The sequence below is a fragment of the Promicromonospora sukumoe genome, assembly GCF_014137995.1.
Taxonomy (GTDB): domain Bacteria; phylum Actinomycetota; class Actinomycetes; order Actinomycetales; family Cellulomonadaceae; genus Promicromonospora; species Promicromonospora sukumoe.
The window spans coordinates 3,155,174-3,174,703 of sequence record NZ_JACGWV010000001.1 but is presented as its reverse complement, the minus strand read 5'-3'; the positions used below and the strand labels follow the sequence as shown (position 1 = coordinate 3,174,703).

Sequence of the window (19,530 nt, the reverse complement as noted above, 5' to 3'; positions counted from 1 at the left end):
ACACCCCCGCGAACCTGGTCACTGCTGACGGGGCCCAAAAGGCCGATATCGGGCCGTCGTTGCAGGTCAGAGCGTACGTGACCGGGGTTACACGAGCAGATGTAGCGCGCCTGACAGAAATGGTGCACAATCCGTGGGCCGACTCGGGAACAAAACCGGGGCCGTGTGCATTATCTGCGCGTACACCCGCATGCGGTCGCTGTTCGACGGCGCGTGCGGGGGTCCCGGCCGGGGCGGCGTCGAACCCCCGGATGTCCCGAACCCTTCCGGCGCGACCACCTATCGACGGAGAACACCACATGGCAACTGACTACGACGCCCCGCGTAAGAACGACGAGGATGTCGAGCAGGACTCGATCCAGGAGCTGCAGGCACGTCGTTCTGACAAGTCCTCGGGCGTTGTGGACGAGGACGAGACAGAAGCGGCCGAGGGCTTCGAGCTCCCGGGCGCCGATCTGTCGGGCGAGGAGCTTGCAGTGCGCGTGCTGCCGCGTCAGGCGGACGAGTTCACGTGCTCGAGCTGTTTCCTGGTGCACCACCGCAGCCAGCTGGCCTACGAGAAGGCCGGCCAGATGATCTGCACGGAGTGCGCCGCCTGATCTGCCAGGCCTTCGGCACTGACGACACGACCGGGCTGTCATGCGGAGCATGGCAGCCTTCGTCGTACCCGGGGCAGGAAGGGCCCGGGCGACCTAGGCTCTGCTTGTCTGCCGCCTGAGCCTGCGGTTCCGCTCCGGGCGCGTGCCTCGTACCTCGGCCCCCACCCTGCGCTGCACCTCCGGCTCAGTCGGTCAAGGCCTTCACCAGCAGCTCCGGACGCCGCGTCGACACCAGCCAGTAGGGGGTCGGGTCGGCCGGGTCGTCGACCGCCACCCGCACGCCGGTCCGCGCCCACGCGCGCAGGCACACGTAGGCGCGCGCGTTGAGACCCGGGCCCAGCTCGTGCCGCATGGCGGCCACGTCCAGGGCCTGCGCGGCGCCGAGCAGGGCGACCGGGATACGGGCGTTCCCGGCGCGCAGCACGCCGTCGGACACCTCGACGACGGGGGAGGTCACCGCGAGGGCGACCGCCGAGCCGACGCACACCAGCAGCCCCACCGTCACGGCGGCCGCCGCGTGCACCGGCCACAGGGCGATCGCCGCGATGGCGCCCAGACCGACCGTGCCGAGCCAGCCGCCGGGACCGGGCAGGAGACGCTCGTGGAAGGTGAGGGTGGTCGCCGTCATGGACACATCATCCCAGCCCCGGACACTGCCTCGGCACTACTGCGGCGGCGAGGGCCCAGGTGGCGTACTCTTCCGGCGTGCCCACCCCTGAGCCAGCCCACGACGGCAGCACGGTCGACGTGCTCATCCGCCTCCTGGACGACGTTCCCGTCCCGTCCTACGCGCACCCCGGCGACGCCGGCGCCGACCTGGTGACCACGGTCGACGTCGAGATCCCGCCGCAGGGACGGGTGCTGGTGCCCACGGGGGTCTCGATCGCGCTGCCCGACGGCTACGCGGCGTTCGTGCACCCGCGCTCGGGGCTCGCCACGAAGCACGGCCTGACGATCGTGAACGCACCGGGCACGGTGGACGCGGGCTACCGCGGCGAGATCAAGGTCACGCTGCTCAACACCGACGCCACGCAGCCCGTGAAGCTGCTCCGCGGCGACCGGATCGCGCAGCTCGTGATCCAGAAGGTCGAGCGCGCCCGCTTCGTGAGCGCCGAGGTCCTGCCCGGTTCGCACCGGGGCGACGGGGGCTTCGGCTCCAGCGGCGGTTTCGCCGGGCGCTGAACGCGTGTCCAGGTCGGGGCCCGACGGGTCTAGGCTGTAGGTAACGAGCGGATAACGCCGCCCGGCGGAGCAAGTGCGCGGCCGGGTGCGGCGAGCGGTTCGGCGAGCGGCCGGACCGGCGACGGACGAAGAACTACGAAGGAGTGTGGCTGTGGGTCTGTTCAGCCGACGAGGCACGGCGGAGGAGCCCGCTTCGGTCGAGTGGGCGTCGGTGGAGGCCGAGCAGCAGAAGCGGCCGCACGGCCCCTTCGACCGGTCGCAGGTGGACGAGATGGGCCCCCGGGTCGACCTCGGCGCGATCTGGCTGCCGGTGATGCCCGGCCTCGAGCTCCGCATGGAGATCGACAAGAAGACGCAGAAGGTGACCGGGGTGACGGCCGCGCTGGAGGGCTCCAACCTCCAGATCCAGGCGTTCGCCGCGCCGCGCACCGAGGGCATCTGGGACGAGATCCGGCACGAGATCGCCCAGTCCGTGAGCGGGCAGGGCGGCATCGTCGACGACGTGCCCGGCGTGTTCGGGCGCGAGCTGCTGGTCCGCATGCCCGTGACCGGCCCGGACGGGCAGTCCGGCCAGCGCCCGGCGCGGTTCGTCGGCGTCGACGGCCCCCGCTGGTTCATCCGCGGCGTGCTCGCCGGCCGGGCGGCGCTGGACGCCGAGGCCGCCAAGCCGCTGGAGTCCGTCTTCGCGAACATCGTCGTGGTGCGGGACCAGAGCCCGCGCCCGCCGCGCGACCTGCTGCCCCTGGCGCTGCCCAAGTCGGCGCGCAAGGACGGTGCCCAGCCCGAGCCGGAGCCGGCCGGCCCCGAGAACGCGGCACCGCAGATGTCGGACTTCAACCCGTTGCGTCGCGGCCCCGAGATCACCCAGATCGGCTGACGAGGTGAACCACTGATGTCGCTCCGCTCGGCTCTCGCGTCCCGCATCGCGGCGACGCTGGCCTCCAACGAGGAGGTCAGCGACACCGCGGAGCGGGCCGACGCCTCCAAGAACGTCGGCTGCGCCGCGGTCACGTCCGTGCCCACGCGCTCCCGCGGCAAGGTCGCGGGCGTGCTGCGCTCGGTCGTGCTGCGCCCGCGCGAGGGCGTGCCGACCCTGGAGGCGGAGCTGTTCGACGGCTCCGGGGCGCTGGACCTCGTGTGGCTCGGCCGCCGCACCATCGAGGGCATCGAGCCCGGCCGCCGCATCCGGGTCGAGGGCATGGTGTGCGACGTCGACGGGCGGCGCACCATGTTCAACCCGAGGTACGAGCTGAGGCCCCGGCCGGGCGAGGCACAATAGCCCCCATGAGCGATCCAGCACGTCCTGACGTGCCCCAGCAGTCCGAGGAGCACCCCGAGCAGACGCCTGCGCGCGGCATGCGTGCCCTGACCGGCGACGAGTTCTCCGCGGCGCAGGCCGTGGGCGGGGTGCGCGGCCTGGTCGAGGCCGTCCTGCCCGGCCTCGTGTTCGTGGTCGCGTTCGTGATCACCAACGACCTGATGGTCCCGCTGATCGCGTCCGTGGTCGCCGCGCTGGTGCTCGTCGTGGCGCGCCTCGTGCAGCGCACGCCGGTCACGCAGGCGCTCGGCGGGCTGCTCGGCATCGCCGTCGGCGTGGTGTGGGCCTGGACCTCGGGCGACGCGGAGGACTACTACGCGGGCGGCCTGCTGCTCAACGCCGGCTACCTCGTGGTGCTGCTCGGCACGATCCTCGCGCGCCGTCCCGCCGTCGGCTACGTGGTGGAGGCGCTGCGCGCCGGCCTCACGCCGGAGGCCGTCAAGGCCGACGCCGACCGTCCGGACGACCAGCCCTCGGCCTTCGCCGCGCTGACCGCCTGGCGGTCCGACCCGGCCAAGATGCGCATGTACTCGATCGCCACCTGGCTCTGGGTGGGCCTGTTCGCCCTGCGCCTCGCGGTCAAGACGCCGCTCTACTTCGCGGGCGACGTGGCCTGGCTGGGCACGTTCCACCTGCTGCTCGGCGTGCCGCTCTGGGCGCTCGTGCTGTACCTGACCTGGTACGTCGTGCGCCGGCCGAAGGCCCCGGCGGCGGCCTGACGCCGCCGCGCGGACGCGTCCGTCAGCCCTTCGGGACCAGCAGCTTCTGCAGGGAGTCCGTGTCGGCGTCCGCGCCGGCGACCAGCAGCAGCTCGTCGCCGGCCTCCAGGGTGTCGTCCGGGCTCGGCACCAGCGGGCGGCCGTCACGCACGATCGTCGAGAGCGTGACGTCCGCCGGCCACACGACCTGGCCCACGCGTGTCCCGGCGACCCGGGAGTCGGCGGGCAGCGTCAGCTCCAGGATGTCGGCGTGCGACTGGCTGAAGCTGAAGATCTTCACCAGGTCGCCGACGGCCACGGCCTCCTCGACCATCGCCGTCATGATGCGCGGCGTCGAGACCGCGACGTCCACACCCCAGGACTGGTCGAACATCCACTCGTTCTTCGGGTTGTTCACGCGCGCGACCGTGCGCGGCACCCCGAACTCCGTCTTGCCCAGCAGGGAGAACACCAGGTTCACCTTGTCGTCGCCCGTGGCGCCCACGACGACGTCGGCCTGCTCCAGCTCGGAGGCCTCCAGCGCGGGCAGCTCGCACGCGTCCGCGAGCACCCACTCCGCCTCGGGGACCTGCGAGACCCGCATGGCCGCGGGGTTCTTGTCGATCAGGGTGACCTCGTGCTCGTGGCTGAGCAGCTCACGGGCGATGGAGCGGCCCACGGACCCGGCCCCGGCGATGACGACGCGCATCAGTCCTCCTCGGCGGACGGCGCGGCCGTGAGGATGCGCTCGATCTCGGCGGACCTGTCGGCCGCCATCAGCAGGTGCAGCACGTCGTTCTCCTGGAGCACGACGTCGGGCGTGGGCAGGATCGCCGACGAGTAGCGGGTCACGAACGCGACCCGCGCCCCGGTGGCGCGCTCGATGCCCAGCACGGGCCGCCCCACCCAGCGACGGTGGTACTCGATCTGCGCCAAGCGGACGGTGCCCGACGGGTCGCGGTACTCGTCCGTGAAGCCGAGCGGCAGCATGCGCCGCAGCACCTGGTCCGCGGTCCAGCGCACCGTCGCCACCGTGGGGATGCCCAGGCGCTGGTAGATCTCGGCGCGGTGCGGGTCGTAGATGCGGGCGACCACGTTGTCGACCCCGTACGTCTCGCGCACCACGCGCGCCGACAGGATGTTGGAGTTGTCGCCGTCGGACACCGCGGCGAACGCGTACGTGTCCTCGATCCCCGCCTGGACCAGCGTGTCGCGGTCGAAGCCCACCCCGGTCACCTTCTTGCCGGAGAAGTCCGCAGGCAGACGCCGGAACGCGTCCGGGTTCTGGTCGATGACGGCCACGGAGTGCCCGCGGCCCTCTATCTCCTGGGCGAGGCTGGAGCCGACACGGCCGCAGCCCATGATGACGAAGTGCACGGACGGAACGCTACCGCGCCAGGGTGACGATGGGGCGCCGGGTGCGCCGGGTGCCATCGACGGGCATAGAGTCATCCAACGTGTCGGACATCGTCGATGCGGCCAAGCGTCTCCTGGTCGGTCGCCCCATGCGCAGCGAGAGCTTGGGGCACACGCTGCTGCCCAAACGGATCGCGCTCCCGGTGTTCGCGTCGGACGCGCTGTCCTCGGTGGCGTACGCCCCCGACGAGATCCTCCTGACTCTGTCACTGGCGGGTATCGCGGCCCTGGCCTTCTCCCCATGGGTCGGCCTCGTGGTCGTCGTCGTGCTGCTCATCGTGGTGGCGTCCTACCGGCAGAACGTTCGCGCCTACCCGTCCGGCGGCGGCGACTACGAGGTCGCCACCACCAACCTCGGCCCGTCCGCGGGCATCGGCGTCGCCTCCGCGCTGCTGGTCGACTACGTGCTCACCGTGGCCGTGTCGATCTCGTCGGCGGCCCAGTACGCGTCCGCGGCCATCCCCGGTCTGCGCGGGCACGAGGCGCTCGCCGCCGTGATCGCCGTGGTGCTGCTCACCCTGGTCAACCTGCGCGGCGTCAAGGAGTCGGGCACGGCGTTCGCGATCCCGACGTACTGCTACATGGCGATCATCGGCGCCCTGATCGTCACCGGCGCGTTCCGCTTCTTCTCGGGCACGCTGCCGCAGGCGGAGAGCGCCGAGTTCGAGCTGTCCGCCGAGGCAGCGTTCGACCAGGGCCTGGTGGGCATCGCGGGCGCGTTCCTGCTGGCGCGGGCCTTCGCGTCCGGCTGTGCGGCCCTGACCGGCGTCGAGGCCATCAGCAACGGCGTGCCCGCGTTCCGCAAGCCCAAGTCGCGCAACGCCGCCACGACGCTGCTGCTGCTCGGCACCATCTCCGCGACGATGATCATGTCGATCCTCTTCCTGGCCCAGGCCACCGGCGTCCAGTTCGCGGAGGACCCGCACGAGCAGCTCACGCTGAACGGCGCGCCCGTCTCGGACCACTACGTGCAGATCCCCGTGATCGGCCAGCTCGCCGAGGCGGTCTTCTCCGGGTTCCCGCCCGCCTTCTACGCCGTCTCCGCCGTCACCGGCCTCATCCTGGTGCTCGCCGCGAACACCGCGTTCAACGGCTTCCCGGTGCTGGGCTCGATCCTCGGCCGCGACGGCTACCTGCCGCGCCAGCTCCACACCCGCGGCGACCGTCTCGCGTTCTCCAACGGCATCGTCACCCTCGCGGTCGCGGCGATCGTCCTGATCGTGGTGTTCGACGCCGAGGTGACCCGGCTGATCCAGCTCTACATCGTGGGCGTGTTCGTGTCGTTCACGCTGTCCCAGCTCGGCATGCTGCGGCACTGGACGCGCGAGCTGCGCACCGAGCCCAACCCCGCGGTGCGCGGCCGGTACAAGCGCTCGCGCCTGGTCAACGGCGTCGGCTTCGGCCTGACCGGCATCGTGCTGATCATCGTGCTGCTGACCAAGTTCACGCACGGCGCCTGGATCACCCTGCTGGCCATGGGCGTGCTGTTCGTGCTCATGCGGGCCATCCGCAAGCACTACGACCGGGTCAGCGACGAGCTCGCGCTCGACGACGTCTCCGCCGCCCGCGCGCTGCCCAGCCGCGTGCACGCCGTCGTGCTGGTCTCCAAGGTGCACAAGCCGACGATGCGCGCCCTGGCCTACGCGCGCGCCGCGCGGCCGAACGTGCTGGAGGCCGTCAGCGTGGGCGTGGACCGCGAGGACGTCGAGAAGCTCACCGCCGAGTGGGAGGCTCTCGACCTGCCCGTGCCGCTGCGCATCCTGGACTCGCCCTTCCGCGAGATCACCCGGCCCGTGGTCAAGTACGTGCGCTCCGTGCACCGCGAGTCGCCGCGCGACCTCGTGATCGTCTACATCCCCGAGTACGTGGTGGGGCACTGGTGGGAGCAGCTCCTGCACAACCAGTCCGCGCTGCGCCTCAAGGGCAGCCTGCTGTTCACCCCCGGCGTCGTCGTGGCGTCCGTGCCGTGGCAGCTCGCCTCGACGCGCGGGCAGACCGGGCTGGAGGGCGACACCTTCCTGCGCGGCCGCCGGATGTGACCAGGCTGGTGTGACCGGGGCAGTGTGACCAGGCCCGCTGCCCGGACCGGAGCGGCGGGAGCGACCCGTGGGCGATACTTGAGGACATGCCCCGCAACACCGACCGCCGCCGCACCGCGCCCGCCGACCCCGAGCAGGGCGGCCGACCGCGCCGTCGCCCCCAGCGTTCCCCGCGGCCGGGCCGCGCCCGGCGCGTGAGCGACGCCGCCCCCGGGCCGGAGGTGGGCCAGGAGTTCGAGCTGGAGGTCGGCCCCGTCGCGCACGGCGGCCACTGCGTGGCCCGCCTGGACGGCCGCGTCGTCTTCGTGCGGCACACGCTGCCGGGGGAGCGCGTCCGTGCCCGCGTCACCGAGGGCGGGCCGAGCTTCTGGCGGGCCGACGCCGTCGAGATCCTCGAGGCCTCGCCCGACCGCGTCGAGCCGCTGTGGCCCGCGTCCGGCGCCGACGGCGTGGGCGGCGGCGAGCTGTCGCACGTCGCGCTGCCCGCGCAGCGGCGCTGGAAGACTGCCGTGCTCGTGGAGCAGCTCCAGCGCCTGGCGCGCATCGACCCCGACTGGCTCGCCGAGCACGTCACGGTCGAGGCGGCGCCCGGCGACGACGAGCGCCGCGGCCTGCACTACCGCACCCGGATCGACCTGGTGGCCGACGCCGACGGGCACGCCGGCATGCGGGGGCACCGCTCGCACGACGTGCTGGCGCTGAAGAAGATGCCGCTGGCCTCGCCCGAGGTCGAGGCGTTCGCGGTCGCCGAGGACGTGTTCACCCGCACCTGGACGCCGGGGGCGCAGATCGAGCTGGTCGCGCCGTCCGAGGGGGACCCGGTGCTGCTCGTCGACGGCGAGCCGTGGCGCCGCGGGCACGCCGACACCCGGCCCAACGCCCGCCGGGCCGTGGCCGAGACCGTCACGGGGCCGTGGGGCACGCACCGCTACCGCGTGGCCGCCGGCGGGTTCTGGCAGGTGCACCGCGAGGCGCCGGCCGTCCTGACGGGCGCCGTGCTGGACGCGGCCGGCGCGACCGCGGGGGAGCTGGCCGGGGCCACCGTGCTGGACCTGTACTCCGGCGCGGGGCTGTTCACGCTGCCGCTCGCGGACGCCGTCGGGCCGGACGGGCGGGTGGTCGCCGTCGAGGGCGACGAGCGCGCCGTGAAGGACGCCCGCCGCAACGCCCACGCGCACGGGCAGGTGGAGCTGCGGCTCGGCGCCGTGGACCGCGTGCTGGCGGGCGGGCCGGGCGAGGCCGAGGTGCCCGCCGCCGACGTCGTGGTGCTGGACCCGCCCCGGTCGGGTGCGGGCCGCGCCGTGGTGGACGCGATCGCCTCCCGGGAGCCGCGGCGCATCGTCTACGTGGCGTGCGACCCGGCCGCGCTCGCGCGCGACGTCGGCTACCTGGCGGCGCACGGCTACGCGCTGACGGGCGTGCGCGGGTTCGATCTCTTCCCGCACACGCACCACGTCGAGGCCGTCGCGGTCCTGGATCGTCAGGGCTGACGGGGCTGGCGGCACCCGATGGACAAAACCCCAGGTCAGTACGCATAGGATGCGCATCGTGAAGCGCTGGTTGGTGAGCGGCGGCATCGCCGTGTCCGTGGTCGTGGCCTTTGCCTCCGCCGTCGTGGTGGGCATGATCCTGGGGGCCGGCGGCATCGCCGTCGGCGGTACCGGAGGGGCTACGTCGCCCGCTCCGCGGGGGGCACCGTCCCCCTGGGCGGCGGCCGCGTCGCCGTCGCCCTCGGCGTCCCCGGCGGCCGAGGTCGAGCCGGTGGCGCTGTTCGTGGGTGACTCCTACACCGTGGGCCAGGGCGCGTCGTCGCCCGAGGTGCGGTGGAGCACCCTCGTGGCCGAGCAGATGGGCTGGCAGGAGCTCAACGTGGCGGACGGCGGCACGGGCTTCGTGACGCGGCGCCCGGAGCTGCAGCGGCTGAACTACCCGGAGCAGCTCAAGTCGGTGAAGCGCAACAGCGTGGACATCGTCGTGATCGCGGGCGGGCAGAACGACTTCAAGTCGCTACGGAAGGATCCCACGCCGGTGTTCGAGGGGATCGCGAACACCTACGCCCTGGCCGCGCGGCGCTTCCCGGACGCGGAGATCGTCTCCGTCGGGCCGTCGACGCCGTGGGTGGTCGGGCTGGAGGCGCGGGCGCTCGACAGCGCGGTGCGTGCCGCCGCGGCCGAGAACGGGGCGACGTACATCTCGCTCCTGGACCCCAACATCGTCCAGGGCAAGCTGATCAACAAGGACGGCATCCACACGACCGACGCGGGCAACGCGCAGATCGCGGAGCGGGTGCTGGCCACGCTGCAGGCCGACGAGCAGCAGGACGGCGCCCGGCCCGTAGATATCTTGACGTCAAGATAAATGCGTTATGCTGGCTCCAGCAGCCCGGCCTAGGCTGGGTGAAGCCCCCTGGAACCCATGCGGCGGCTCCATCGCGCGACGACCGCGCCTGTGAGAGCCGACGCACCGTCAGCCCCGCAGAAGGAGCCCGTGTGAGCACCGTGGACACGTTCGGATCGAAGGGAACGCTGGAGGTCTCCGGCAAGTCCTACGAGATCTTCCGGCTCAGCGCGGTCGAGGGAGTCGAGCGCCTCCCTTACTCGCTGAAGATCCTCGCCGAGAACCTCCTGCGCACCGAGGACGGCGCGAACATCACCGCCGACCACGTGCGTGCCCTCGCGTCCTGGGACCCGGACGCGCAGCCCGACACCGAGATCCAGTTCACGCCGGCGCGCGTGATCATGCAGGACTTCACCGGCGTGCCCTGCGTCGTGGACCTCGCAACCATGCGTGAGGCCGTGGCCGCTCTCGGCGGCGACGCCACGCGGATCAACCCGCTGGCCCCCGCCGAGATGGTCATCGACCACTCCGTGCAGATCGACGTCGCCGGCCGCGCGGACGCGTTCCAGCGCAACGTCGAGTTCGAGTACCAGCGCAACCACGAGCGCTACCAGTTCCTGCGCTGGGGCCAGACGGCCTTCGACGACTTCAAGGTCGTCCCGCCGGGCACCGGCATCGTGCACCAGGTCAACATCGAGTACCTGGCCCGCACCGTGATGACCCGCGAGGTGGGCGGCGCCCTGCGCGCCTACCCCGACACCTGCGTCGGCACCGACTCGCACACCACGATGGTCAACGGCCTGGGCGTGCTGGGCTGGGGCGTCGGCGGCATCGAGGCCGAGGCCGCGATGCTCGGCCAGCCGGTCTCGATGCTCATCCCGCGCGTCGTCGGCTTCAAGCTGAGCGGCTCGATCCCGGCGGCCGTGACGGCCACCGACGTCGTGCTCACGATCACGCAGATGCTGCGCCAGCACGGCGTGGTCGGCAAGTTCGTCGAGTTCTACGGCGAGGGCGTGGCCCAGGTGCCGCTCGCGAACCGCGCCACCATCGGCAACATGTCGCCGGAGTTCGGCTCCACGGCCGCGATCTTCCCGATCGACTCGGTCACGGTCGACTACCTGCGCCTGACGGGCCGCGCCGAGGAGCAGCTCGCCCTGGTCGAGGCGTACGCCAAGGAGCAGGGCCTCTGGCTCGACGCCGACTCGGCCGAGCCGGTCTTCTCCGAGTACCTCGAGCTCGACCTGTCCACGGTCGTCCCCTCGATCGCCGGGCCGAAGCGCCCGCAGGACCGCATCGAGCTGACGAACGCGAAGTCGGCGTTCCTGCACGACCTGCCGAACTACGCGCCCGAGTTCTCCGCGGGCGCCGACGAGGCCGGTGCCGAGTCCTTCCCGGCCTCCGACGCCCCGGCGCCGGCCACGAACGGCCGCAAGCACGTGCACGTCACGAACAGCGAGGGCAAGGAGTTCGAGCTGTTCCACGGCGCGGTCGCCATCGCGTCGATCACCTCGTGCACCAACACGTCGAACCCGTCGGTCATGCTCGCCGCGGCGCTGCTCGCGAAGAACGCCGTCGAGAAGGGCCTCGTCTCCAAGCCGTGGGTCAAGACCTCCATGGCGCCGGGCTCGCAGGTCGTGACCAACTACTATGAGAAGGCCGGCCTCTGGCCGTACCTCGAGAAGCTGGGCTTCCACCTGGTCGGCTACGGCTGCGCCACCTGCATCGGCAACTCGGGCCCGCTGGACGAGAAGGTCTCCGAGGCCGTCAACGAGCACGACCTGTCGGTCGTCTCGGTGCTGTCGGGCAACCGTAACTTCGAGGGCCGCATCAACCCGGACGTCAAGATGAACTACCTGGCGTCCCCGCCGCTGGTCATCGCGTACGCCCTGGCCGGCACCATGGAGTTCGACTTCGAGCACGACCCGCTGGGCCGCGACGAGGCCGGGCACCCCGTGTTCCTGCGCGACATCTGGCCGTCGCCGGACGAGGTCCAGGCGACCATCGAGTCCTCGATCGACCGCAAGATGTTCGAGTCGGACTACGCCGACGTCTTCAAGGGCGACGAGCGCTGGGCCGCCCTGGAGACCCCCGAGGGCGACACGTTCGCGTGGGACAGCGAGTCCACGTACGTGCGCAAGCCCCCGTACTTCGACGGCATGGGCATGACGCCGGAGCCCGTCACCGACTTCACCGGTGCGCGCGTGCTGGCGAAGCTGGGCGACTCGGTCACGACCGACCACATCAGCCCGGCCGGCTCGATCAAGGCCGACAGCCCGGCGGGCAAGTACCTCGCCGACCACGGTGTGGGCCGCCGCGACTTCAACTCCTACGGCTCGCGCCGCGGCAACCACGAGGTCATGATCCGCGGCACGTTCGCGAACATCCGCCTGCGCAACCAGCTCCTCGCCTCGGAGAACAACGGCGCGGGCGTCGAGGGCGGCTTCACCTTCAACTTCGTCAAGGACGCGCAGGACACGATCTACGACGCCGCGCAGGACTACGCCGCCGCGGGCACCCCGCTGGTGGTGCTCGGCGGCAAGGAGTACGGCTCGGGCTCGTCGCGTGACTGGGCCGCCAAGGGCACCGCGCTCCTGGGCGTCAAGGCCGTCATCACCGAGAGCTTCGAGCGCATCCACCGCTCCAACCTCATCGGCATGGGCGTGCTGCCGCTGCAGTTCCCGGCCGGCCAGAACGCCGACTCGCTGGGCCTGGACGGCACCGAGGTCTTCGACGTCACCGGCGTCACCGCGCTGAACGAGGGCGTCACGCCCGAGACGGTCAAGGTGACGGCCACCAAGGCGGACGGCTCGCAGGTCGAGTTCGACGCCGTGGTGCGCATCGACACCCCGGGCGAGGCGGACTACTACCGCAACGGCGGCATCCTGCAGTACGTGCTCCGCTCGCTCGTCTCCTGACCCTCGCTGGTCGAGCCTGTCGAGACCCGGCGCCCCGTCCCTCCTCGCGGAGGGGCGGGGCGCCGTCGTTCCCGGAGGCGGTCGGCGCGGCTCAGCCGGCGGCGAGCGCTCCCGCCAGCAGCCGGACGACGCCGCGCAGGCCCGCCTCGTCCGCGTGGTCGGGGTTGACCTCCACGCAGGTCATGGCCCGCAGGCTGGGTTCGGCGGCGAGCGCGCGCAGCAGGCGGTCGAGGGTCGCCGGGACCAGTCCGCGGCCGTACGTCGGGACGTCGGCCACCGGCAGGGTCAGGTAGTCCAGCACGTCGACGTCGAGGTGCAGCACGAAAGGGGTGCCGCCCACGGCCATCAGGGCGCGCCGGGCGGCGTCCTCCGGGTCGGCGAGGACCTGCGCGGCGGGTATCCGTACCGCGGGGACGAGCCCGTGGACGTCCTCCTCGTCGTCGCTGTACCCGAGGTAGACGAGCCGGTCGGCCGTCAGCAGGGGGCGCCGGTGGTCGACGGCGGCGAGCGGCCCCCAGGTGCCGGGCAGGTCGAGGAGGTGGGCGACGCCCATCGAGTCGAGGACCGGCTCGTCGGGGTGGTCCGGCGGGAGCTGGAGGTCCTGGCCGCCGTCGACGTACACGAGGGCCACGTCCGGGTGCCGCTCGGCGACGGCGTCGACCACCCCGAGGGCGACCGTGCACTCCCCGCCGAGCACCAGGGCCCGCTCACCCCGGGCCAGGACCGCGCCGACGCGGTGCCGCACCCCGCGCAGGCCGTCGATCACGCGGCCGACGTCGTTGGGCTCGCCCGGGCCGCGGTGTGCCCGCCAGGTCGCGGTCGGCAGGTCGCCGTCGTCCCGGACGTCGACGCCGGCGGCCCGCAGTGCGTCGAGCAGCCCGGCCGCGCGCAGCGCGGCCGGTGCCTTCTCCAGCCCGCGGGAGTGCGCCGCGGCGCTGGACGGCACACCGACAACTGCCCAGCCGGCCGTGGACGCCATCCGCCCAGTGTGCCGACGACGGGCCCGGCACACCAGGGGAGAACGACACCGGGAAGAACAGCGGAGCGGACCGCCTGCCGGGGTGGCAGACGGTCCGCTCCGTCTCAGGGTCGTGCGTGTGCTGCCGTGCCGGTGACTACCGCCCGACGTCGGACTGGCGGGCGGCCCGGATCAGCTTCGTGGCCTCCTGCGGCGTGATGACGTCGACGTCGTCGAGCTGGTCGGCGACCTGCGTCACGTGGCTGACGAACGCGCTGTGGCTGACCCACCCGCCGTCGGCGTCGATCAGGTCGGCGACCGTGCACCCGTTGCCGGTGTCGTAGTTGGTCACCTTGCTGTCCTTGTTCCCGATGACCACCGTGGGGCGCTCGTCGGAGACGGGGCAGGCGTCGATCGCGCCGCGTGCGACGTCGAACCGCAGGGTGCCGGTCCGGGTCACGTTGCCGGCGTTGTCGGTCGCCCGGTACGCGAACGCGTGCGAGCCGGGCTCGGTGATCTCCACGGGGCCGGTGTACTCCCGGAACGCGGTGTCGCCGAGCGCGTACTCGATGAACGCCACCCCCGACTGGTCGTCCCGGGCCGTGATGGTGACCGTGGCGGTGCCGAGGTACGCGCCCTCGTCGTCCTGGTCGCCGTCCACCTGGGCCGACGCGATGGGCTGGGTCGTGTCCGGCGGGTCCTGCCCGTCCACGATCACCAGCTCCACGGAGCCGGGCTCGGACGTGTTGCCCGCGGCGTCGGTGGCCCGGTAGCGCACGGTGTGCGCGCCGGTCACGTCCACGACCACGGCGTCCGTGTAGTCCGTCCAGCCGTCGCCGTCGAGCTCGTACTCGACGGACTCGACGCCCGACCCCTCGTCCTCGGCGAGGATCGCGACGGTCGCCGACGCGATGTACGCGCCGTCGTCGTCCTGCTCGCCGGTGACCTGGGTGGTGACGGTGGGCGCGGTCTCGTCCACCGGGGGAGCCTCGACGACGGTGAACGTCGCCGAGCCCGGTTCCGCCACGTTGCCGGCGTTGTCCGTGGCCCGGTAGGTCACGGTGTGCTCGCCGGGGGCGTCGACGACGACGGGCTCCGTGTAGGCCGCCCAGCCGGCGCCGTCGAGGTCGTACTCGATGCCCGCCACGCCGGAGCCCGGGTCCCTGGCCGTGAGGTTCAGGGTCGCGGACCCGACGTAGGCGCCGTCGGGGTCGAGGTCGCCGGTCACCTCGGCGGTGACCACCGGCGGCGTGGTGTCGTCGCCGTCGGGCTCGACCACCGTGACGTGCAGCATCTCCGGCTCGGAGACGTTGCCCGCCACGTCGGTGGCCCGGTACTCCAGCATGTGCTCGCCGGGCTCGTCCAGCACGATCGGAGCGGTGTACGGGGTGTACCCGGCCCCGTCCAGGTCGTACTCGACGGACTCGACGCCGGAGCCGTCGCCGTCGTCGGCCGCGAGGCTGACGCTGGCCGAGCCGATGTAGGCGCCGTCGTCGTTCTGGTCGCCGGCGACCTGCGCGGTGACGGTGGGCGCGGTGGTGTCCTCGCCGCCGCCGCCCTCGGTGACGACGATCTCGCCGGACATGGTGCCGTGGCCCGGGATCGCGCAGAAGTACCGGTACGTGCCCGGGGTCAGGTCGACCTCGGCCTCGTAGCGGCCGCCGTTGGCGTCCAGGGGGTTGGCCAGGATGTCCAGGGTGACGTCGTCGTTGTACTCCGACGAGCCGGTCTCGAACGTCAGGGTGTGGGACATCCCGATGTTGTTGCCGGTCGCGGTGCTGTTCTCGAACACGATGGTGGTCGGCCCGGCCGCCGCCGTCGTGGGTGCGGACGCGTACGCCGAGACGCTCGCGCTCGCCGTGAACGTCAGGACCTGGTCGGCCGCCTGGGTGGCGGACTCCTTCGGTGACTCCTCCTTCGAGGGGCCGTCGGCCACCGGGGTGGCGGACGCCGGCGTGATCTCACCGGCGTACTCGACGGCGCCGGCCGGCGCCAGCGGGACCGCCACGAGGGCGCTGACCGCTGCCGCCGCCAGGAGGCGGGACAGTTTGTGTCGCATGGGTGTACCTCTCGTCTCCGCGGGCCTGGTCACAGGTCACGCACCCGGATGTTGCGGAACTCCATGGCGTCCGCGTCGCTGTGGTTCTGCAGACCGATGTAGCCCTGCAGGAACTGCCGCAGGTCGGTCGGCGGGTCACCGGCGCGCGAGGACTCCTTGCCGGGCGAGTTCTCGAACTCGTTGATCACCTCGCCGTTGCGGATGATCGTGTACTGCTGGCCGACCACCTGGATCTCGTAGTCGTTCCACTCACCCTTCGGGGTCACCCCGGCGTTCTCCAGCGTGTTGGGGTCGAAGTTGTAGACCGACCCCGTCTTCTGGACCTCGCCCGTCGGACCGTCGTAGAGCTGGATCTCGTGGCCGCAGTAGATCGCCACCCAGGCCTCGTCAGCTGTGCCCTGCCCGCACTCGGGCCGGTCGTCCTGCGCCACCCGCGGGTCGGGGAACCGTGTGAAGACGCCGCTGTTCGCGAACCGTCCCTCGGGCGCCACGTCCTTGAACTGGAGCTTCAGCGAGAAGTCACCGAGCTCCTCGCCCGGGTGCCAGAGCATGCCGAGCCCGCCGGTGGACAGGATCGACCCGTCGTCCAGCAGGTCGAACTTGCCGCCCGGGGCCTGTCGCCAGTCCGCGAGCTGCTCCGCCGTGCCGTCGAACAGCCACCGGTACCCGGAGCTGCCCTCCGCGCCGACGCCGGACACCTTCGCCGCGCTGAGCAGCTTCTTGCGCTCGGCGACCGTGATCACCTTGTCGGCCCGGAGCTGGTCGGCCACGGCCGTGACGTGGTTGACGAACCGGCCGTTCGTGTCCCACTCCCGCTCGTCCTCGACCAGGTCGTTGATCGTGCAGCCGCCCAGGTCGTCGTTGGTGACGCCGCTGTTCGTCTCGCCGAACCACACGGTGCCGCGGTCGTCGGGGATGGTGCAGGTGGTCTCGGCCGGGACCTCGACCGTGGACGTCTCGCCGTCGGCGTAGGTCACCGTCAGCGTGGCGTCGTAGCTGCCCACGCGGGTGTAGGTGTGCCGCGGGTTGGCCTCGGTCGACGTGCTGCCGTCCCCGAAGTCCCAGGCGTACGAGACGCCGCCCGAGCGGTCACCGGTGAAGGCGACGGTCAGCGGGGAGCTCTGCACGCTCGCGCCGGACGCGGCCGGGGCCGGGGTCGGCGCCCCGCCCTTGTAGCTGATCCGGACGAGCTTCTGGTTGGGGTGCAGGGAGAAGAACCCGCCCGCGTAGTCCAGCATGTACAGCGCGCCGTCCGGGCCGAACTTGGCGTCCATCCAGCTCTGCACCTGCGTGTTGCCGGCGCCGCCCTGGATGATCTTGCGCAGGTCCTCGGCGAAGACCGGGGGACCGGCCTCCTCGACCGTGTCCGGGTTCACCGTGACGGCGATCCGGTTGCTGGCGTTCGACTGGTCGCCGATGAACCACTTGTTGTCCCAGTACGCGGGCCAGGCGACGCCGCTGTCGGTGTCCACCTCGGACCGGTGGTACGTGGGACCGTCCATCACGGCCTGACCGCCACCGCGCAGGTACGGCAGGGTGTACGTGGCCTCCTCGTCGACGTACGACGGGATGCCGTTCTCACCCTCCGGGAAGACCGGGCCGCCGCCGCTGGGCGAGTACCAGATCATGTTGTCGCGCACGGGCGGCAGGTCCACCAGGCCGGTGTTGCGCGGCGAGGTGTTCTTCGGGTTGTCGCAGTCGTACCAGCCGGCCAGCACCGACGCGTCCTCGTTGCTGCGGTCACGGTACGGCTGCCCGTTGCCCATGCAGTAGGGCCAGCCCTGGTTGCCCGCCGAGGTGATGATGGTCGCCGTCTCGTACTTCGCCGGCCCGAGCTCCGGGTCCGGCGAGCCCGCGTCCGGTCCCACCCACGCCGCCGTCAGCCAGTCGTTCTTCTTGTCGTAGGCCAGGCGCGAGATGTTGCGCACGCCCATGACGTAGATCTCCGGGCGCGTCTTGTCGCCCGGGTCGTCGGCCTCCGGGAACAGGTTGCCCTCCGGGACCGTGAACGTGCCGTCGTCCTCCGGGTGGATCCGCAGGATCTTGCCGTTCAGGTCGTTCGTGTTGCCGGCCGTACGACGGGCGTCCTGGAACGAGATGCCCGCGAACTCCTGCGTCCAGTTGTTGCCCGAGTAGCCGTCCGAGCCGCCCGAGGAGTTGCTGTCGCCGGACCCGATGTACAGGTTGCCGTCGTTGTCGAAGTCCAGGCCGCCGCCCGCGTGGCAGCAGCTGTGGATCTGCGTCTCCCACTCCAGCAGGTCCTGGCGCGTGGACTGGTCGATCGTGTCGGCCGCCGCGTCATAGGTGAAGCGCGACACCGTGCGCTCGCCGACCCGCCGCTCGACGTCGATCGACTCGTGCGGCATCCAGTAGACGTAGATCCACTGGTTCTCCTCGAAGTCGGGGTCCAGCGTGATGCCGAGCAGCCCCTCCTCGTTCTTGACCAGCTCGCTGCCGCTGCCGCGGTTACCCATCACGTCCAGGGTGGTCAGCAGGTTGGTCTCGCCCGCCTCCGGGTCCCAGCGGTGGATCGTGCCGCAGCCCAGGCCCACGTCCGGGTCGTCCCACGAGACGACCGGGCCGGACGGGCAGGCACCCTTGCCGACGTAGAAGACGCCGCCGTCGGGAGCCACGGTCAGGCCGTGCGGCTCGCCGATCTGGTCGAGCGTGCCCGCGGCGTTCGCCCCGGTCAGGCGCTCCGACTCGTAGTTCGCCGCGATGGTCGCCTGGCAGTCGCCGCGGACCATGCCCGCGGACCAGAGCAGGCCGCCGAGCAGGTGGTCACGGAAACCCTCGTCCGCGTAGCTCTCCGCGGTGCCGCCCATGCCCGTGTAGAACGAGCGGCCGCCCTCGTAGTCACGGCACCACGAGATCGGGTGGAACGGGCCGTTGGCGCCCTCGCCGGGCTCGTAGTCCCACTCCTGGACCTGGGCCACCGTGTGCACGTCACCGACCGGGTTCGGCGACCAGTTCAGCCACCGGTCCTCCCGGGTCCAGTTCAGCGGCAGCCCGGCGTTGGCCGGGTGCGCGCGGTCGACGACGTTCACCGTCGCCTCCTGCACCGGCACCTCCGGGTCCGGCTCCTCCTCGCCCGAGGTGTCGAAGAGCTGGATCTCGGCGAGCTGGGTCAGGTCCTCGCCCGCGTTCGCCGTGATGTCCAGCCGGTAGTGCGCGTACGCGACGTCGTTGTCGAGCTCGTAGTCGTTGGTCGCGAACCGGTCCGCGAAGTCCTGGCCCTCCTGGGTGTCCAGGTCGGTCCAGGTCTCGCCGTCCTCCGAGCCCTGCAGCGTCCAGTCCTGCGGGTCGCGGCCCTCGGAGTCGTTGGCCGACGTGAGCGCGTACCGCGCGGCCGCCTGCGGCTCCTCCAGCTCCAGCTCGATCCACGCCGTCGGCTCGAACGCGAGCCACTTGGTGCGCGAGTCGCCGTCGATCAGCTTGGCGGCCACCTCGTTCGGCGCGTTCTCGGCGCTCGCGGTGGCGCTCGCCACGGGCAGCGGGTCCGGCAGGTTGCCCGCCGGGCGGGTGCCGATCAGGCCCGTGAACCACTGCGAGCGCGCCTGCGCCCGCGCGGCGTCGCGGACGCCGAGGAACCCGCCGCCGGCCTGCATGTAGGCCTTGAGCGCCTCCTCCTGGCCCGTGCTGAGCTCCACGCCCTCCGCGGAGAGGAACACGACGCCGCGGTACTCCGCGAGGTTCTTGGCCGTGAACACCTTCGGGTCGCTGGCCGTGTGCACGGTGAAGCCGTTCGCGGCGCCGAGCTCCCGGATGGTCCGGACCGCGAGCGTGACCGGGTCGGACTGCTGGGCCGGCGCGCCGTAGAAGACCAGCACGGTGGGCTCGGCGGCGGCGTCGGCCTTCGCCGTCACCAGCGGGGCCGCTGCCGTGCCGGCGGCGGTGTCGACGGCCGTGGTGGGCCGCTGGGCCGCTGCCGGCGTCGTCGCCATGGTGACGACGAGCGCGGCGCCGGCCACGGCGGCGAGGATGCCTCTTCCTGTTCGTTCCATCAGTG

Annotated in this window: 15 protein-coding genes; 9 read left to right on the top strand and 6 right to left on the bottom strand. The window is 72.0% G+C overall.

Annotated elements, in window-relative coordinates; genetic code table 11:
* Positions 1-299: 299 nt before the first annotated feature.
* Positions 300-599, top strand: a complete 300-nt coding sequence (locus tag FHX71_RS14070) for a DUF4193 domain-containing protein (protein WP_020014531.1) — start codon at positions 300-302, stop codon at positions 597-599.
* Positions 600-783: 184 nt separating this feature from the next.
* On the opposite strand, the gene FHX71_RS14065 is transcribed toward FHX71_RS14070, so the two are convergent.
* Entirely contained in the window at positions 784-1,227 is a 444-nt protein-coding gene (locus FHX71_RS14065) for a DUF3093 domain-containing protein (protein WP_182617249.1), read from the bottom strand.
* A 77-nt stretch (positions 1,228-1,304) separates the two neighbouring features.
* On the opposite strand from FHX71_RS14065, the gene dut reads away from it, so the two are divergent.
* The 4 genes from dut to FHX71_RS14045 all read left to right on the top strand — a co-directional run bounded on the left by dut (position 1,305) and on the right by FHX71_RS14045 (position 3,818).
* Positions 1,305-1,781, top strand: a complete 477-nt coding sequence (dut, locus tag FHX71_RS14060; protein WP_182617247.1) for a dUTP diphosphatase — start codon at positions 1,305-1,307, stop codon at positions 1,779-1,781.
* A 151-nt stretch (positions 1,782-1,932) separates the two neighbouring features.
* Positions 1,933-2,658 (top strand): DUF3710 domain-containing protein, encoded by a 726-nt coding sequence (locus tag FHX71_RS14055; protein ID WP_182617245.1) that lies wholly within the window; start codon positions 1,933-1,935, stop codon positions 2,656-2,658.
* Positions 2,659-2,673: 15 nt separating this feature from the next.
* The gene (locus FHX71_RS14050; RefSeq protein ID WP_182617243.1) at positions 2,674-3,060 is read left to right on the top strand and encodes an OB-fold nucleic acid binding domain-containing protein; all 387 of its coding nucleotides are present in this window, start codon (positions 2,674-2,676) and stop codon (positions 3,058-3,060) included.
* Positions 3,061-3,065: 5 nt separating this feature from the next.
* Complete coding sequence (locus tag FHX71_RS14045; protein ID WP_246402568.1) at positions 3,066-3,818, top strand: DUF3159 domain-containing protein; 753 nt, start codon at positions 3,066-3,068, stop codon at positions 3,816-3,818.
* Positions 3,819-3,840: 22 nt separating this feature from the next.
* Here the strand turns inward: FHX71_RS14045 and FHX71_RS14040 are convergent, their stop codons facing one another.
* Together FHX71_RS14040 and FHX71_RS14035 are read right to left on the bottom strand one after the other, a co-directional pair.
* Positions 3,841-4,506, bottom strand: coding sequence for a potassium channel family protein (locus FHX71_RS14040; RefSeq protein ID WP_182617240.1), 666 nt, complete (start codon positions 4,504-4,506; stop codon positions 3,841-3,843).
* The gene (locus FHX71_RS14035; RefSeq protein WP_182618713.1) at positions 4,506-5,159 is read right to left on the bottom strand and encodes a potassium channel family protein; all 654 of its coding nucleotides are present in this window, start codon (positions 5,157-5,159) and stop codon (positions 4,506-4,508) included. The genes FHX71_RS14040 and FHX71_RS14035 overlap by 1 nt, the downstream gene beginning before the upstream one ends.
* Positions 5,160-5,254: 95 nt before the next feature.
* Here FHX71_RS14035 and FHX71_RS14030 point away from each other — a divergent pair, with 95 nt between their 5' ends.
* From FHX71_RS14030 to acnA, 4 genes are all read left to right on the top strand, one after another.
* Positions 5,255-7,252 (top strand): APC family permease, encoded by a 1,998-nt coding sequence (locus tag FHX71_RS14030; protein ID WP_182617239.1) that lies wholly within the window; start codon positions 5,255-5,257, stop codon positions 7,250-7,252.
* A gap of 86 nt (positions 7,253-7,338) precedes the next feature.
* Complete coding sequence (locus FHX71_RS14025) at positions 7,339-8,742, top strand: class I SAM-dependent RNA methyltransferase (RefSeq protein WP_220489684.1); 1,404 nt, start codon at positions 7,339-7,341, stop codon at positions 8,740-8,742.
* Between the two features lie 58 nt (positions 8,743-8,800).
* On the top strand, positions 8,801-9,610 hold the full coding sequence (locus tag FHX71_RS14020) for an SGNH/GDSL hydrolase family protein (protein ID WP_182617237.1): 810 nt from the start codon (positions 8,801-8,803) through the stop codon (positions 9,608-9,610).
* A gap of 131 nt (positions 9,611-9,741) precedes the next feature.
* Positions 9,742-12,504 carry an aconitate hydratase AcnA gene (acnA, locus tag FHX71_RS14015; protein WP_182617235.1) on the top strand — a complete coding sequence of 921 codons (2,763 nt, stop codon included), beginning with the start codon at positions 9,742-9,744 and terminating at the stop codon, positions 12,502-12,504.
* A 91-nt stretch (positions 12,505-12,595) separates the two neighbouring features.
* On the opposite strand, the gene FHX71_RS14010 is transcribed toward acnA, so the two are convergent.
* From FHX71_RS14010 to FHX71_RS14000, 3 genes are all read right to left on the bottom strand, one after another.
* Positions 12,596-13,483, bottom strand: a complete 888-nt coding sequence (locus FHX71_RS14010; RefSeq protein ID WP_182617233.1) for an arginase family protein — start codon at positions 13,481-13,483, stop codon at positions 12,596-12,598.
* 136 nt (positions 13,484-13,619) lie between these two features.
* Positions 13,620-15,521: a cupredoxin domain-containing protein gene (locus FHX71_RS14005; protein WP_182617230.1), complete on the bottom strand. Its 1,902-nt coding sequence runs from the start codon at positions 15,519-15,521 to the stop codon at positions 13,620-13,622.
* A gap of 29 nt (positions 15,522-15,550) precedes the next feature.
* A complete protein-coding gene (locus FHX71_RS14000; protein WP_220489683.1) occupies positions 15,551-19,525 on the bottom strand; it encodes a ThuA domain-containing protein in 3,975 nt (1,324 codons plus the stop codon).
* Between the last annotated feature and the right edge of the window lie 5 nt (positions 19,526-19,530).

Bases quoted from the DNA above. Each gene is read 5' to 3' on its own strand.
- FHX71_RS14070 (WP_020014531.1), top strand. From the start codon at position 300: ATGGCAACTGACTACGACGCCCCGCGTAAGAACGACGAGGATGTCGAG.
- FHX71_RS14040 (WP_182617240.1), bottom strand. From the start codon at position 4,506: ATGCGCGTCGTCATCGCCGGGGCCGGGTCCGTGGGCCGCTCCATCGCC.
- FHX71_RS14065 (WP_182617249.1), bottom strand. From the start codon at position 1,227: ATGACGGCGACCACCCTCACCTTCCACGAGCGTCTCCTGCCCGGTCCC.
- FHX71_RS14050 (WP_182617243.1), top strand. From the start codon at position 2,674: ATGTCGCTCCGCTCGGCTCTCGCGTCCCGCATCGCGGCGACGCTGGCC.
- FHX71_RS14000 (WP_220489683.1), bottom strand. From the start codon at position 19,525: ATGGAACGAACAGGAAGAGGCATCCTCGCCGCCGTGGCCGGCGCCGCG.
- FHX71_RS14005 (WP_182617230.1), bottom strand. From the start codon at position 15,521: ATGCGACACAAACTGTCCCGCCTCCTGGCGGCGGCAGCGGTCAGCGCC.
- FHX71_RS14010 (WP_182617233.1), bottom strand. From the start codon at position 13,483: ATGGCGTCCACGGCCGGCTGGGCAGTTGTCGGTGTGCCGTCCAGCGCC.
- FHX71_RS14045 (WP_246402568.1), top strand. From the start codon at position 3,066: ATGAGCGATCCAGCACGTCCTGACGTGCCCCAGCAGTCCGAGGAGCAC.
- FHX71_RS14035 (WP_182618713.1), bottom strand. From the start codon at position 5,159: ATGGGCTGCGGCCGTGTCGGCTCCAGCCTCGCCCAGGAGATAGAGGGC.
- FHX71_RS14025 (WP_220489684.1), top strand. From the start codon at position 7,339: ATGCCCCGCAACACCGACCGCCGCCGCACCGCGCCCGCCGACCCCGAG.